General features: G+C 75.3%; 11 protein-coding genes. 4 read left to right on the top strand and 7 right to left on the bottom strand.

Going from position 1 to position 14,643, the window contains the following annotated elements; translation table 11 throughout:
• Window positions 1–361 precede the first annotated feature (361 nt).
• The 3 genes from ACZ7JZ_RS22000 to ACZ7JZ_RS21990 form a co-directional block, all read right to left on the bottom strand.
• The gene (locus ACZ7JZ_RS22000) at window positions 362–3,352 is read right to left on the bottom strand and encodes a carbohydrate binding domain-containing protein (protein WP_470941699.1); all 2,991 of its coding nucleotides are present in this window, start codon (window positions 3,350–3,352) and stop codon (window positions 362–364) included.
• 785 nt (window positions 3,353–4,137) lie between these two features.
• Window positions 4,138–4,845, bottom strand: coding sequence for a response regulator (locus tag ACZ7JZ_RS21995; protein ID WP_470941697.1), 708 nt, complete (start codon window positions 4,843–4,845; stop codon window positions 4,138–4,140).
• Window positions 4,842–6,161 (bottom strand): sensor histidine kinase, encoded by a 1,320-nt coding sequence (locus ACZ7JZ_RS21990; RefSeq protein WP_470941695.1) that lies wholly within the window; start codon window positions 6,159–6,161, stop codon window positions 4,842–4,844. The genes ACZ7JZ_RS21995 and ACZ7JZ_RS21990 overlap by 4 nt, the downstream gene beginning before the upstream one ends.
• A gap of 388 nt (window positions 6,162–6,549) precedes the next feature.
• On the opposite strand from ACZ7JZ_RS21990, the gene ACZ7JZ_RS21985 reads away from it, so the two are divergent.
• Together ACZ7JZ_RS21985 and ACZ7JZ_RS21980 are read left to right on the top strand one after the other, a co-directional pair.
• On the top strand, window positions 6,550–7,251 hold the full coding sequence (locus ACZ7JZ_RS21985) for a DUF2306 domain-containing protein (RefSeq protein WP_470941693.1): 702 nt from the start codon (window positions 6,550–6,552) through the stop codon (window positions 7,249–7,251).
• 505 nt (window positions 7,252–7,756) lie between these two features.
• Window positions 7,757–9,136, top strand: a complete 1,380-nt coding sequence (locus ACZ7JZ_RS21980) for an outer membrane protein assembly factor BamB family protein (protein ID WP_470941691.1) — start codon at window positions 7,757–7,759, stop codon at window positions 9,134–9,136.
• 61 nt (window positions 9,137–9,197) lie between these two features.
• Here the strand turns inward: ACZ7JZ_RS21980 and ACZ7JZ_RS21975 are convergent, their stop codons facing one another.
• Window positions 9,198–9,560 (bottom strand): DUF1304 domain-containing protein, encoded by a 363-nt coding sequence (locus tag ACZ7JZ_RS21975; protein ID WP_470941689.1) that lies wholly within the window; start codon window positions 9,558–9,560, stop codon window positions 9,198–9,200.
• A gap of 228 nt (window positions 9,561–9,788) precedes the next feature.
• Here ACZ7JZ_RS21975 and ACZ7JZ_RS21970 point away from each other — a divergent pair, with 228 nt between their 5' ends.
• Window positions 9,789–10,982 (top strand): serine hydrolase domain-containing protein, encoded by a 1,194-nt coding sequence (locus ACZ7JZ_RS21970; RefSeq protein WP_470941687.1) that lies wholly within the window; start codon window positions 9,789–9,791, stop codon window positions 10,980–10,982.
• A gap of 48 nt (window positions 10,983–11,030) precedes the next feature.
• On the opposite strand, the gene ACZ7JZ_RS21965 is transcribed toward ACZ7JZ_RS21970, so the two are convergent.
• The 3 genes from ACZ7JZ_RS21965 to ACZ7JZ_RS21955 all read right to left on the bottom strand — a co-directional run bounded on the left by ACZ7JZ_RS21965 (window position 11,031) and on the right by ACZ7JZ_RS21955 (window position 13,549).
• Window positions 11,031–11,768: a VOC family protein gene (locus ACZ7JZ_RS21965; RefSeq protein WP_470941685.1), complete on the bottom strand. Its 738-nt coding sequence runs from the start codon at window positions 11,766–11,768 to the stop codon at window positions 11,031–11,033.
• 45 nt (window positions 11,769–11,813) lie between these two features.
• Complete coding sequence (locus tag ACZ7JZ_RS21960) at window positions 11,814–12,536, bottom strand: SDR family oxidoreductase (protein WP_470941683.1); 723 nt, start codon at window positions 12,534–12,536, stop codon at window positions 11,814–11,816.
• Between the two features lie 155 nt (window positions 12,537–12,691).
• The gene (locus ACZ7JZ_RS21955; protein ID WP_470941681.1) at window positions 12,692–13,549 is read right to left on the bottom strand and encodes an alpha/beta fold hydrolase; all 858 of its coding nucleotides are present in this window, start codon (window positions 13,547–13,549) and stop codon (window positions 12,692–12,694) included.
• Between the two features lie 100 nt (window positions 13,550–13,649).
• Here ACZ7JZ_RS21955 and ACZ7JZ_RS21950 point away from each other — a divergent pair, with 100 nt between their 5' ends.
• The gene (locus tag ACZ7JZ_RS21950) at window positions 13,650–14,624 is read left to right on the top strand and encodes an ArsR/SmtB family transcription factor (protein WP_470941679.1); all 975 of its coding nucleotides are present in this window, start codon (window positions 13,650–13,652) and stop codon (window positions 14,622–14,624) included.
• Window positions 14,625–14,643 lie beyond the last annotated feature (19 nt).

Genomic DNA, 14,643 nt, shown 5'->3' with positions numbered 1-14,643 from the left:
GGTTTCGGGCGGGCCTGCGCGGGCACGTGGGGCCGGCCGGCCGGGTGCAGGTACGGCCGGGGGCGGGCCTGCACCGGAGGAGGCCGCCTCCGGTGCGCATTCCAGGGGCCGCAGCCACCCTTTACTCCCCGTTTACGACGCAATTTGAGAAGCTTGAGAATTCCGCGGATTAATCTTCAACCACTTCGGATGTCGGAAGCTTTGCGGATGAAATGCGCTTCCCGGTTCTCCGGTGCGGTCCGACCGGGGTCCCGCGGCTGCCAGAGGTTTGCTGGGCTTTGTTAAACAAAAGGCCCCCGGCGGCGTGTCCGTGGAATCCGCAGACACCTGTTCCGGGGGCCGGATGCAAAGGCCCGGAGCGCTACTTGAGGTACGGTCCCGGCGCCCCGATCCTGCCGGGCCCGTTCAGCACGTACACCCGGAGGTTGCCCTTGCCGGGGGCCGCGACGGTGAGGCTGCCGTTCGCGACGGTCCGCACGTCGCCCGTGACGGCGTCCGTGTACGTGCCGTTGGGGATGCCCGTGTACGTGGCGCCGCCCGAGACCGTGACGAGGGCGAAGCTGTCCGTCGTGCCGCTGGTGTACCGGCGCTTGAACGCCATGTCGCCGGAGATCCCCTGGGTGGAGTACTGCCCCGACTGGAGCGCGGGGACGGCCCGGCGTATCTCGTTGAGCCGCTGCACGTGCCGCACCAGCGGCTGCTGGAGGGTGGTGGCGACGGGCCCCGAGGCCGCGGAGACCTTCGAGAAGTCCGAGGCCGTGACGGAGCCCTCGAGGTGGGCGCCGAAGTAGGCGCGTCCCGTCGCGGCCAGCGGGCAGGTGGGCCCGCAGTCGATCTTCCTCCCCTTCTGGAACTCGGTCTCCGAGCCGTAGTACAGGGTGGGGATGCCGCGGAAGGTCCACATCAGGGACATGTTCTCGGCCCAGGCGTCGGTGCCGCCGGTGTACCGCTCGGAGGACTTGTTCGGCCCGTAGTCGTGGCTGTCGACGTACACGACGTTGTAGGTGGCGTCGTTGTAGCTGTCGTCGGAGTCCCTGCCGTTGTGGAAGGCGTTGGAGGCGTCGCCGAAGTTCATGTGCATCCGCATGTCGATGACGTTCATCCCGGAGAACCGGCTGCGGTCGGGGGTGCGGTAGGTGTTCCCGTCGAGGAAGGCGTTGGCGGAGACGGGCTGGCTGCCGGTGCCCTGCTGCTGCTCGTAGTCGTACATCTCCAGGGCGGCCTTCGCGTCGTCGGGGTCGTACTCCCTGCGCTCCTTCCAGGTGTAGAACTGCGCGGAGTGGTTCACGGAGCCGCGGTTCCACTTGTCGTTGACAAAGGCGGCGACCTCGCCGAAGACGAAGAAGTTCGCGGCGGCCTGCGCCCCGAAGCGGGCCGTGACGCGCTCCTGGACGGCCGGCAGGAAGCGGCGGTTCCAGGTGGTGCGCGGGATGTGCACGGCCGTGTCGACGCGGAACCCGTCGACGCCCATGTCGATGTACTTGTTGTAGGCGCCGATCAGGTAGTTCTGCACCTGCGCGTTCTCCGTGTTGAAGTCCGCGAGGTCCTCGTGCAGCCAGCAGGAGCGGGAGTCCTCGCCCTCCCAGTTGCCGATCCAGCACTGGTGGAAGAGGTCCTTCGGGAACATGCCCCGGGTGGGGTTCGGCCACTGGCAGTTGTACAGGGTGTAGCCCTCGGGGCTCCGGCCGCCGGTGGGCCTGCCCCAGTCGAGGCAGACGTTCCCGGCGGGCGCGTCCGCCGACCACAGGTCCCCGTTGTAGTACGACTTCCCCGACTTGGGCTCCACGGTCAGGCCGTCGTACTCGAAGGAGCTGTTCGGCTCGTCGTAGTACCAGCTCCACTGGGTGTCGCGGACCCCGAACACCCTGGTGGTGAACAGGCCCTTGGCGCCCCACCGCGAGGAGTGGTTGTAGACCACGTCCTGGTAGATCTTCATGCCCTTGGCGTGGGCCGCGTTGATCAGGTCCTGGTACGAGGCGCCCGTCGACTCCAGCCGGGCGTCGACCTTGTAGAAGTCGTAGCCGTGGTAGCCGTGGTGGTCGTAGTCGGACCGGTTCAGGACCACCGGGGTGATCCACACGGCGGAGAAGCCGAGCCCCTTGATGTAGTCCAGCTTCTGGATCAGCCCCTTGAAGTCCCCCCGGAACATGGGGTCTTCGTTCGCCGCGTTCCCGGACTTCACGTGCTGGCTGCCGCCGCGGTTGTTGGACGGGTCCCCGTCGTGGAAGCGGGCCGTCAGGACGAAGTAGATCGGGTCCTTGCGCGGATCGGTGCCGAGCGGCCTGCCGGGGGAGGGCTCCGCCGGCCGGTCCCCGGTGGTGGCGCCGGCCGGGGCGGAGGCGGGGGAGGTGTTGCCCGCCGCGTCCACGGCCCGCACCGTGTAGGCGTACGCGGTGCGTTCGGCGAGCCCCGTGTCGGAGAACACGGTCGAGCCCACGTCGGTCACCAGGGTGCCGCCGCTGCCGCCCGTGCGGGTGACCTGGTACTTCACGACCCCGCGGTCGTCGGTGGCGGGCTCCCACGAGAGCAGTACGGAGACCCCGTCCGCGGCGGCGGCCACCCCCTGCGGGGCGGTCGGGGCCTGCGTGTCGGGAGCGGTGGCCGCGCACGGGTCGGCGGCGCCCGCCGTCACGGTGTTGTTGCGGACGGTGGAGACGCCGGCGCCGATCGCGTAGTCGGAGCCGCGGTTGTTGTCCCAGACGCCGTTGCCGTTGTTGAACGCGGCCCTGAGACCGGTGGCGGAGCCGAGGTCGACCTCCCGCTTCCACCAGCCGGCGCAGGCGGGCTGCATCCCGACGCCGGGGACGGCGGTCCAGGACCCGCCCGCTGGCTGGTAGTGGAGGTTGGCGGTGGACCAGCCGAGCGCCTCGGTGGAGTAGTAGACGGTGGCCTTCGAGCCCGTCGGGGGCGGGGCGTCCGCGCAGGGGTCGGAGTGGGCGACGACCCCGTCCTTGACGGTGATGCTCCCGGTGCCGAGGGCGTAGTTCCGGCCGCCGTTGTTGTCCCAGGTGCCGGTGCCGTTCGTGAACGTGGCCTGCAGTCCGGCCGCCGCGCCGAGGCTGACGGTCTTCTTCACCCAGTCCGTACAGGCGGGCTCCATGGCGACGCCGGGGACGGCCGTCCAGGCGCCGCCGTCGGGTGCGTAGTGAAGTTTGTACGCCGACCAGTTCCTGGTCTTCGTCCAGTAGAAGACCGTGGCCGTGCTGTCCGCGGCGGTCGCGGAGGCCGCGGCGGGGACGGTACGGGGTGCGCCGGCCCCGGGCGGTGCGCCCGCCAGGGCGAGCAGGCCGGCTGCGGCGACGGCCAGAACGGCTGCCGGGCGCCCCGGCGGCCGGGTGGGGGTGCGTGTCATGTGATTCTCCAGGCAGGGCCTGCCCCGGGGTGCCGGTGGGGGAATTGGGGATCGGCACCCCTGGAAACACAGGCAGAAAATTTCTGAAAAATCTTGCGTCGCCGGGAAGTTACCGCCGCCCCGGCCACAGGTAAAGCCCCGTACCACTACGGCTTCGAAGGCGCGCACCCGCGCCCGTGGCGGCGGTGACGTCCGCCGCGCGAGCCCCGACCCTGCCCGCGGGGACGGCGGGGGCAGGCGCACCGGCACCGGGCTGATCCGGCCCCGGGGACGGCGCTCCGTGCCTGCCGCCCGCCGGGTCGTTCCGGATCCCGCAGTCGGCCGCCCGCGCGGCACGGCCCGGGGGAGGACGCCGCAGGGCCCGTCCCGGCGCGGGGAGGCCCGTTCGTACGCAATCGCACCGGCCCGCCTCCGCCTCGGGGCGCGGCGCGGGACGGGCCGGACGGCCCAGCAGCGATCCGCAGGGGGGACGGACCGGTCCGCACCGGATCCCGGTCTGGAGCCGGCTGCACGTCAGCGGACCGCGGGACCGGGCCCGGCCGACAGGACGCCCCCCGGGGCCGTCCCTTCCGGACCCTGGCGGTTCCGTGGCCTCCGGTGCTGGGCCCCGCGGCACTGCACCCGCTCCGTCTCAGCTCCCCTTCGAGTGCCTCGGAGGCGCGGGGAGCTGCAGCAAAGCCCGGGTGCGCCCCGCACCCGGGCTGCCCTCCGCCTTGCGGGGCGCGCCGGACGACGCGGCCTCATCGGCCAAGCTCCGCAAGGGACGACCCGGCGCCGGGCCGACCTCAGGCTGGCCCCGGCGCGCCCCTGCCCGGGTTCGCCATCAGACCGCCCCGGTACGCGAACGCGACCGCCTGTGCGCGGTCGCGGGCGCCCGCCTTCGCCAGGATCCGCTTCATGTGCGTCTTCACCGTGGACTCGGCGAGGACCAGCAGCCCGGCGATCTCCGCATTGCACAGCCCTTCGGCCGCCAGGCGCAGCACCTCCCGTTCGCGCACGGTCAGCCCTTCCAGCCGGCGCGCCCCCTCCCCGAACTCCGCACCGCCGCCGGCCGCCGGGCCGCCCGCTCCGCCGACCACCTGCGCGACCAGGTCCCGCGTCACCACCGGATCCAGGAGCGCCTCCCCGGCCGCCACCGTCCGCACGGCGTCGATCAGCCGTTCCGGCGAGGCCCGTTTCAGCAGGTAGCCCGCCGCCCCCGCGCGCAGCGCCCCCCAGACGTACGCGTCGTGGTGGAACGTCGTCAGGACGAGCACGCGCGGCGCACCCGGTCCCGCGGCGGCGATCCGGCGGGTGGCCTCGATCCCGTCGACGCCCGGCATCCGTACGTCCATCAGCACCACGTCGGGCCCCAACTCCCCGCACAGCCGCACCGCTTCGAGCCCGTCCGCCGCCTGCCCCACCACCTCGATGCCGTCCCTGGTGCCGAGCACCAGGGCCACCCCGGCGCGCAGCAGCGCATCGTCGTCCGCGACGAGCACCCGTACGGTCACGGCAGCGGGAGCACCGCCCGCAGCAGGAACCCGCCCCCGTCACCCCCTCCGTGCTCCACCCGGCCGCCGAGCACCGCGGCCCGTTCCGCGATGCCGAGCAGGCCGCGGCCCGGCGCGTAGCCCCCGGCCGCGCCGACCCCGTCGTCGGACACCTCGACCTCCAGTGCGCCCGCCGGACCCGCACCGGGCGGACCGCCCCGCCGGGCCGCCGCGACCGGGACCACCGCGACGGAGACCACCGCGGACCGGGCCCGCCCGTGCCTGAGGGCATTGGTCAGCGCCTCCTGCACGATCCGGTACGCCGACGCGTCGACCGTACGGGGCAGCGGCTGCGCCGCGGCGTCGACCCGGACGTCCACCCGCAGGCCCGCCCGCGCCAGCCCCTCGGCCAGCCGCGGCAGTCCGGCCAGTCCGGGGCCGCCCCCGTCCCCGTCCCCGTCTCCGTCCCCCGACTGCGTCACGGTCCCTGAGGCCGCCGCTCCGGGCACCCGTCCGGCACCGTCGCGCCGCAACAGCCCCAGCACGTGGTCGAGTTCGCCGAGCGCCTCCCGTCCGGCGCCCTCCAGACCCTCCAACAGGGCCCGGCTCTGCTGCGGATCGCGGTCGAGCAGCATCCGGGCCGCGCCGGCCTGGACGAGCATGACGTTCACGGTGTGGCCGACCAGATCGTGCAACTCGCGTGCTATGCACGCCCGTTCGTCGGCGGCCACCCGGTCGTGCAGTACGCGGCGCGCCGCATCCCGCTCCTCGTGGCGCCGGGCCGTCCCGTACCCGACGGCCCACGCGAGCAGCCACAGGAACAGCACCCCGAGCGGGATCACGGGGTACGTGCGCTCCAGCCCGCCGAAGTAGGCGGCCATGCCCGGCAGGACCAGCGGCGGTCCCGCCAGCGCCCGGCGCCGGCCGGCGTACAGCCCCAGCGCGTGGACGCCGACCAGGTTCGCGTACGGGGTCACGGGGCTGGCCAGGACGAACAGCGCCTCCGCCGAGAGCGCCGCCGTCCCCGCGGCGTAGGCGGCCAGCGGGGCCCGGCGCCGCAGCGCGACCGCGCCCGCGGCGACCGCCGAGAGCAGGAGCGCGGGCACGATCCGCAGTCCGCCGGCCGCGGCCCCCGCGCCGAGCCGTTCGACCACCATGACGGCGAGGAAACCGGCCGCCGGCAGTCCGTCGGCCACCCAGGGCCGGCCGCGGACCACCGCCGCCACCCGCGCGTACCCGCCCCGCCACCGCATCCGGGGCCCCTCGGGCAGAACACCGCGCCGGACCGTCGGCGCGGCGGCGACGGACCCGGATCCGTCGGGCATCGGCGAACTCATGGCTACTCCACTGGACAGGGGCGGGCACCGCGCACGGTTCCGGACGGGGACGGGGACGGGGGGATTCGGACCGGTTCGAACGCCCCGACCGTACGAGGAGACCGGTACCGGCATCCGGACCGGGTACGGGCACCCGGACCGGTACGGGCACCGGACCGGACCGCGCGAACCGTACCCGCCCCCGCGCGTGCGCACCGCGCGCACGGAGTCGGGCCCCGGACTGTAACCACCCGCCGCCCGCCCCCGCATCGCCCCGTGGGGGTATCACCGGTCCCCCGCCCGGGGTACGGAACGCCCGGAACCGGCCCCGGACGCCCCTCCCGGGGCAGTCCCGGAGCCCCTCCCGGGAGGACGCCCCGCACCCCGCCCGCTCCCTAGCCTCGCCCCCATGACCCCGAACCCGCCCGCACCCGCCCCGGAAACCCCGCCCGCGACCGCCCCCGCCCCTCCGCCGAAGCCCCGCGGCACCCTCCTGCGGCGCACCGGCTGGCTCGCGACCACCCTCCTCGGCTTCGCCACCGCCCTGCTCTCCGCCCGCTACTTCACCCTCGACCCGGAGGCCTTCCTCCCCGAACAGCGCGCCGTCTACCTCGCCCACCTCACCCCGCTCGTCCTCCACATCGGCGGCGGCACCGCGGCCCTCCTCCTGGGCCCCTGGCAGTTCCTCCCGGGCCTGCGCCGCCGCCACCCCCGCGCACACCGGCTGACGGGACGCCTCTACCTCCTCGCCGTCCTCGCCACCGGCGCCGGCGGCCTCGTCATGGCCCCGCGGGCCCTGGCAGCCCCCCTCGGCCCCCTCGGCTTCGCCGTCCTCGGCGTCCTGCTCCTGTGGTCCTCCGCGCGGGCGCTCCTGTGGGCCGTGCGCCGCCGCCCCGACCTCCACCGCGCCTGGGCGGTCCGCTCGTACGCCCTGATCCTCTCGGCCGTCACGATCCGCCTGTGGCTGCCCGTGGCCGACGCAGCCGGCGCCCCCTTCGACGCGGCCTACGCCGCCGGCGCGTGGACCTCCTGGCTGCTCAACCTCCTCGCAGCCGAATACCTCATCAAGCGGACCCGCTCCCACTCCCGCCGCACCACAAAAGGAAACTGACGGTCCGGCAGCCTTCCGGCCGGAAACCGCCCCGCCCCCGCGCCGGGCTGGAACACTCGTGTCGACCTGTCCGCGCACCCCCTCCGGGGCGCCGGACCGCATACGACGGGGGGACGGGCACATGCCGCCGGAGCCGCAACCGCCACAGCATCCGCAACCGCCACACCATGCGCAACAGCCACACCATCCGCAACAGGGGCAGCAGCCGCAGCAGTATCCGTACGCGGCCCCGCCCTCCAGCCGGCCCCCGTCCGCCGGCCCTCCCCGCCAGCCGCCCCCGCCGCCCCCGGGCCACCAGCAGCCGTACCCGCCCCACCCACCGCGCTCCGCGCAGCCCTGGTACGACGCCCCCCGGCGACCGGCCCCGCCCGCCCTCTGGAACCCGTACGCCGCCCGCCCCGCGCCGCCGGGACCGCCCGCACCCCCGCCGCAGCCGCCCCGCCGCCCGTGGTGGCGGCGCCCGGCGGCGGCAGCCGGCGCGGCCGTCCTGGCCCTCGCCCTGCTGGTGTCCGGCGGGTACGCGGTCCTGCGCGACGCAGACACAGGCGGCAGCGGGGACGGCCGGGCCGCCGCCTCCGTACCCGCCGCCACCCCGGGCGGGTCGGAGCCGACCGGCGCGGGCGGCGGACCCGGCTCCGCCCCGACGGCCGACGCGGCCCCGCCCCGCCCGGCCGCGCCCGTCCCCCTGCGCCCCGCATCCGGCGAGACCGGGGGCTGGGCGGTCCCCAACTCCACCGACATCCCCGGCCGCACCACCCTCCTCCACGACCTCTGGATCGTCGGCGACCTCGCCGTCCAGGCGGTGTACAAGGAGGTCACCGCGTACCGCCTGGCCGACGGGTCCCGCGCCTGGACCCTGCCGCTGCCCCACCCCGTGTGCGACACCCCGGTCAACGCCGCACCCGACGGCAGGGTGGTGATCGCCTACCAGAACCGCGACGCGGCCTCCCACGAGGCCAAGTGCGACCAGCTCCAGATGATCGACCTGCGCACCGGCAGGCCGGGCTGGCACCGGGCCCTCGTCGCGAAGGGCAGCCTCGACAGCACCCTGACCGTCCACCTGGCCGTCAGCGGCGACACCGTGGTGGTCAGCCGCTCGCTCGCGGCCGCCGCCTACCGGATCAGCGACGGAGCGGAGCTCTTCGCCCCCCGGCCGCGGGAGACGGGCGGCTGCTACCCCGCCGAGTCGGCGGGCGGCTCCCGCCTCCTGCTGCTCAGCCAGTGCGCCATCGGCAGCCCCATCGCCCGCGACGAGGTCCAGGAACTGGACCCGGCCACCGGCAGGGTGAAATGGACGTACACCTTCCAGAGGAAGGACTGGTACCTGTACAAGGTCCTGTCCGTGGACCCCGTCGTCCTCCTCGCCCGGAGCCGTGGGAAGACCTCCGACTGGACCTTCGTGGCCCTGCGCCCCGACGGCACCCTGCGCTCGGCCCCGGACATCTCCCGGCACAAGCTGAGCCCCTGCAACGGCGCCGGGGACGCGGGCGAGGGAGTGCAGAACTGCCCCGGCGCGGCTGCCGACGCCAGGACCCTCTACCTCGGCAGCGAGGGGAAGGTGGGCGTGTTCGACCTGGACAGGGGGAAGTTCACCTTCGGCGCCACGTACGGCGAGCTCCAGCTCCTGCCGCTGCGGGCGGAGGGCGGCAGCGTGGTCGCGTACCGGCCCCCGACGGCGAAGGGTCCGGGCCAGACCGTCCGCATCACTCCCGGCCGCACGAAGGCGGAGGTGCTGATGCGGCACGCGGAGGCCGGGCGGGCACGCGAGCGCGACGCGCTGGCGGGCGAGGCCGTCTACCACCGCGGCCGCATCCTCATCACCCCCGGCCACCTGTCCGGTGACGACAAGAAGGAGGAGCTCCGCCTGATGTCCTACGGCCGCTGACGGGCGCCGGTGCCGGGCACCGGCCTGCGCCCGGTGCCCGGCCCCCGCCCGGTGTCCGGCCTCAGCCGGCGGCCAGGACCAGGGCCAGGCCGACCAGCGCCGGGACGGTCTGCACGAAGAGGATCCTCCGGCTGGCGGTGGCGGCCCCGTACAGCCCGGCTACGGTCACGCACACCAGGAAGAACACCTGCACCTGGAAGCCCACCGGATCGGACGCCACCGCGCCCCACACCAGACCGGCGGCGAGGAATCCGTTGTACAGGCCCTGGTTGGCGGCGAGCACCTTCGTCTCGGCGGCGAAGGCGGCATCGGTGCCGAAGGCGGCCCGGCCCCTCGGCCCGGTCCACAGGAACATCTCCAGTACCAGGATGTACACGTGGATCGCGGCGACGAGCAGCACCACGGCGGTTGCGAGGATCGACATGCACACAGCGTTACACACGCCCCCCGGACCCCGCCTACCGGGCCGCCGCCCACGCGTGCGCATGCGTGCAGCACCGGAGGGGTGCCGCCGCTGCCCCCCGCCGTCCCGCCGCCCCGTGCGCGCGTACCGTACGGGCCGCCCCGACGGTCGGCCATCCGGCTGGCCCCCCTCTCCGGAGGGGCGGGAACCGCATGGCTGCCGCCCCCGCGGCCTGCCTAGCCTCGAACCATGATCATTTCTCGTCTGTCCTGGTCGTCGGCGGCCCTGGCGCTCTCGGCCGCCCTCCTCCCCGCGCTGCCCGCCGTGCCCGCCGCGGCCGCACCGGACCCCGCCCGCCCCACCCGCCCCGCCTGGTCCCTGCAACAGGACGCCGACGCCCTCCGTGCCGCGGGCACCACGGGGGTGGCCGTCCGCGTCGACACCCCGCGGGGCGCGGTGACCGCCCGCTCCGGTACGGCCGACCCGGCCACGGGCCGCCCGGTGCCCGCCGACGGCTACCTCCGCCTGGGCAGCACCACCAAGACCTTCGTCGCCACCGTCGTCCTGCAACTGGTGGGGGAGAAGCGGCTCTCCCTGGACCGCACGGTGGAGGAGCTCCTCCCCGGCACCGTCTCCGGACCCGGCCACGACGGCCGCGCCATCACCCTGCGCGACCTCCTCCGGCACACCAGCGGCCTGCCCGACTACATCCCGGACGTCTTCCCCGAACCCAGCGCCCAGACCTACTTCACCGACCGCCGGCGCGCCTACCCGCCCGCCGAACTGGTGCGCCTGGCCCTGCGCCGCCCGCCCGCCTTCCCGGCAGGCACCGCCTGGCAGTACTCCAACACCAACTACGTGCTCGCCGGAATGGTCGTCGAGAAGGTCACCGGCCGCACCTGGGAACAGGAGGTCCGCGACCGCATCCTGCGCCCGCTCGGCCTGCGCCGCACCGACACGCCCGGCGGCCGGCCCGGCCTCCCGCACCCGCACGCGTCCAACCACCAGCAGTTCGCCCCGGACGGCCCGCTGGTCGACACCACCCCCGCCTACCGCCCCTTCGACAGCGGGGCCGACGGCTCGATGACGGGCACTGCCCGCGAACTCAACCGCTTCTTCGCCGCCCTGGCCGCCGGACGCCTGCTGGCGCCCGCCGAACGCGCCTCGCTGCTCGACACCGTCCCCGTCCCCGCGGACGGCGGCCACCCGGACGGCACCCGGGACGGCCTCGGCGTGTTCACCACCCCGCTGTCCTGCGGGGGCCGCTACCTCGGCCACGGCGGCAGCGGCCTCGGCTACGCCGTCCGCGCCGCGGCCACCGCCGACGGCCGGCGCACCGTCACCGTCTCGGCCCACAGCCGCTCCGCGGACCCGCAGGCCGCGGCCCGCCAGGAGGAGGCCCTGCGCACCCTCGTCGACCACGCCCTGTGCCGTACGGCCTGACCGCACGCGGCGGTGGGGGAGTGGCGGGCCCGCGGCTGCCGCCCGTGCTCAGCGCGGGCTGAGCAGGCAGAACTCGTTGCCCTCCGGATCGGCCAGCACCCGCCACGAGATCGCGGTCTGGTCGATCCCCGGGTCACCGGCGCCCAGGGCGCGCAGGCGCGCCTCCTCGGCCTCCGGGTCGCCGCCGCGGTACGGGGCGACGTCGAGGTGGACGCGGTTCCAGCCGCTCTTGGCGTCGGGGGAGCGGACGAACTCCAGGTACGGGCCGACTCCGCGGGCGGAGCGCAGGCTCGCCTGGTCGTCCGTCACCGAGTGGACCGTCCAGTCCGTCGCCGCCCCCCAGAACCGGGCCATCTCCCGCGGGTCGGCGCAGTCGACCACCACGGCGGCGACCGGCCCGGTGTCCCCGTAGACCGGGCGGGGCTCCAGCACGCAGAACTCGTTGCCCTCCGGATCGGCGAGCACCGTCCAGGGCACGTCGCCCTGGCCGATGTCGACGGGCGCCGCCCCCAGGTCCCGCAGGCGCGCGACCAGCTGCGCCTGGTGGGCGGCGGAGGTGCTGGCCAGGTCCAGGTGGACCCGGTTCTTGGTCTTCTTCGGTTCGGCGCTGGCCACCAGGTCGATGCAGACGGCCGAGGGGTCCGGGTACGAGAAGCCCACGGGCTCCAGGTTCGTCACCCCGGGGCCCTCGCTGTCGACGCCCCAACCGAGCGCCGCGGCCCAGAAGCGGCCGAGCGCGGAATCGTCCCGGGCCTTCATGTTGATCTGTACGATGCGGGTCGCCATGCCCAAGATCATATGGGCCCGGGCCCGGGCCCGGACGGGCCGGTGTCAGGCCTCCTGCCCGGTGCTCGCGAGGACGATCTCCCGGACCGTCACGTTCTGCGGCTGCCGGTAGGCGTACGCCACCGCCTCGGCCACCACCTGCGGGTCCAGCGCCCCTCCGGCGGACTTCTTCCACACCTCGTAGTCGCTCTTGATCTTCTCGTCGCTGGTGTGGGAGAGCAGGTCGGTCTCGACGGCCCCGGGCGCGATGGTCACCACGCGGACCCCGGCCGGGGCGACCTCCTCGCGCAGGTTCTCCGACAGCGCGTGCACGGCGAACTTGGTCGCCACGTACGCAGTGTGGTTCGGGAACGTCTTGCGGCCCGCGATCGAGCTGATGTTGACCACCGTGCCGCGGCCGCGGGCCAGCATGCCGGGCAGCACGGCGCGGGTCCCGTACAGCACCCCCTTGATGTTGAGGTCCACCATCCGGTCCCACTCCGCGGGGTCCTGGTCCGCGATCCGCCCGAGCAGCATCGCGCCCGCGTTGTTGACGATCGCGTCCGCCGGCCCGAACCGCTCCACCGCCTCGCCCACCGCCTCCTCCACCGCGCCCCGGTCGGTCACGTCCGCCCGGCGGCACAGGGCGTCCGGCAGGCCGAGGCCCTCCAGCAGCTCCAGCCGCCGGGCGAGCAGCAGCAGCGGATGCCCCTGCCCGGACAGCAGCCGGGCCGTCGCGGCCCCGATGCCCGAACTGGCGCCGGTGATGACGATGAGCGGTGCGGCCACGGGAAGACCTCCGGAGTACGGCGTCGACTACGGCCTCCCAGCAGACCACCCGACGCCCCGCGCCGCACGCCCAGGTCCCGGGCCGCTGAGCGCCCGCCCGCCGCGTTCCCACGACCCGCCCCTCGGGCCCGGACCTCCAGCCGCCCGTACGTCCGCTATCCGCCCGCGCCCCCGAGGAACCCCGCCACGGCCGCGGTGAAGGCCGGCGCGTCGTCCAGCCACGGGTAGTGCCCCGCGCCCGGCAGCACGGTGAGCCGCGCCGCCGGGAAGAGCGCCGCGGCCGCCGCGGCCGAGGCGGCCGTCGGCCACAGGTCCACCTCTCCCGCCACGAGGTGCACCGGGCACTCCAGGGCGCCCAGCAGGCGCCGCAGCTCCGCGGTGTCGGGAGCGTATCCGGCGTAGTACTGCTCGCTGACCGCCAGCGACCGCTGGGCCGGGTCCGCGGCGGCGTGGGCCCGGGCGGCCGCGTCCCAGCGCCCGTACATCAGCGGCTCGAAGGCGGGGCGGTGCGGCGCCGCCTCCGCGAAGCTGCGGGCCGCCTTGACCCGCCGGTACGCCGCCTCGGCCCCCGCGAACCAGGGCTCGCCGGACCGCCCGGCGACGACCTCCTCCGCCCCCGTGTCGGACGGCAGTCCGACGGCCGCGAAGGACGGGGTGACCAGCGTCAGGCTGTTCAGCCGCCCGGGGTGCGCCGCGGCGTAGAGGAGGGCCAGGCTGCCGCCGGCCGAGTGGCCCAGCAGGTCGATCCGGTCCAGCCCCAGGTGCCGACGCAGCGCCTCCACGTCCGCGACCAGCCGGTCGACCCGCGCGCTGGCCGGGTCGGCGGGCACGGCGGAGGACCCGGTGCCGCGCGTGTCGGGCAGGACGAGCGTGCGGTGGGCGCCGAGCCCGCCGAGGTCCCCCAGGTACGCGGACGCGCGGCCGGGTCCGCCGGGCAGGCACAGCAGCGGCGGGCCTTCGCCGGTCCGGCGGAAGGCGAGCAGGGTGGTGTCGTACGAGGTGAAGAACTCCATGCCGGACAGCCTGCGGGGGCCCGCAGGCCACCGGCTACCGTTCAGCCACAGCTGAACGATCAGAGTGCGGGCGCTGCGGCGCGCGGGGGCGGGGGACGTCGTGCCGGTGCAGATCCGCCTGACGGCGGCCGAGGTGGCGCGGGTCCGGCTCGCCGTGTCCCCGCTGGCCGAAACGGTCTTCGGGGTCCGGGCCGCCCTCGGGTTCAGCGCCCACGAGGTGTACCGGCCCTGGGTGCGCGAGGCGCAGCCCGTACTGGCCGGAGAGCCCGAACTCCCCCTGCTGCGCCTCCTCCTGGCCGGCTGCCTCCCCTCGTTCCTGTTCCCCGTACCCGGGGAGCGCCTGCCCGCCTTCGGCGACGAGGCGGCGGTCCTGCGCGCGACGGACCCGGCGTACGCGGCCTCGGAGTGCGCCGCCGCCCTGGGAGCCCGCGCCCGGCGGCTCCCCGACCCCGCCGTCCTGCCGGAGCGCCTCGCCCGCGCCCTGACGCGGTGCCACGACCGGCTCGTCCGCCCGCACTGGGGCCGGATGCGCGCGGTCCTGGAAGCGGACCTGGGCGCCCGGGCCCTGACCCTGGTGGACAGCGGGGTGGAGGGCCTCTTCGCGCAGCTGCACGAGGACCACGCGGACGTCGTGTGGCGCGAGGGCGAACTCGTGGTCCACGGGCGCCGCCGCACCGGGACGGTGTGCTCCGTCGACGCGGGCGGCCACGGGCTCGTCCTGATGCCCACCGTCTTCGGCTGGCCGGACGTCATCGTCGACCACTCCCCGCGCGCCGCGGCCTCGATCCGCTACCCGGCCGCCGGCGTCGGCATCCTGTGGGAGCGGCCCCGCCCCACCCGCGCGGGCCTCGCCGCCGTACTGGGCCGCACCCGCGCCGCCCTCCTCGCCGAACTGGGCGAACCCCTCACCACCCCCGCCCTCGCCGCCCGCCTCGGCGTCACCCCCGGCGCCGTCTCCCAGCACCTGGGCGCGCTGCGCGGTGCGGGCCTGGTCACCACCCGCCGCACCGGCCGCACGGCCCTGCACCTGCGCACCCCGGCCGCCACCGCCCTCACCACCCGGGACGGGGACTGACCCCGGCCCCTGCGCACGG

The sequence above is a fragment of the Streptomyces sp. NPDC038213 genome (genome assembly GCF_055600495.1).
Note: the sequence above shows the minus strand (reverse complement) of the source record. Positions and strands in the feature narration are given on the sequence as shown.

What these genes read in the sequence shown, in the direction of transcription:
- ACZ7JZ_RS22000 (WP_470941699.1), bottom strand. Translation starts at nt 3,352, where the DNA reads ATGACACGCACCCCCACCCGGCCGCCGGGGCGCCCGGCAGCCGTTCTG.
- ACZ7JZ_RS21955 (WP_470941681.1), bottom strand. Translation starts at nt 13,549, where the DNA reads ATGGAGTTCTTCACCTCGTACGACACCACCCTGCTCGCCTTCCGCCGG.
- ACZ7JZ_RS21990 (WP_470941695.1), bottom strand. Translation starts at nt 6,161, where the DNA reads ATGAGTTCGCCGATGCCCGACGGATCCGGGTCCGTCGCCGCCGCGCCG.
- ACZ7JZ_RS21965 (WP_470941685.1), bottom strand. Translation starts at nt 11,768, where the DNA reads ATGGCGACCCGCATCGTACAGATCAACATGAAGGCCCGGGACGATTCC.
- ACZ7JZ_RS21970 (WP_470941687.1), top strand. Translation starts at nt 9,789, where the DNA reads ATGATCATTTCTCGTCTGTCCTGGTCGTCGGCGGCCCTGGCGCTCTCG.
- ACZ7JZ_RS21975 (WP_470941689.1), bottom strand. Translation starts at nt 9,560, where the DNA reads ATGTCGATCCTCGCAACCGCCGTGGTGCTGCTCGTCGCCGCGATCCAC.
- ACZ7JZ_RS21985 (WP_470941693.1), top strand. Translation starts at nt 6,550, where the DNA reads ATGACCCCGAACCCGCCCGCACCCGCCCCGGAAACCCCGCCCGCGACC.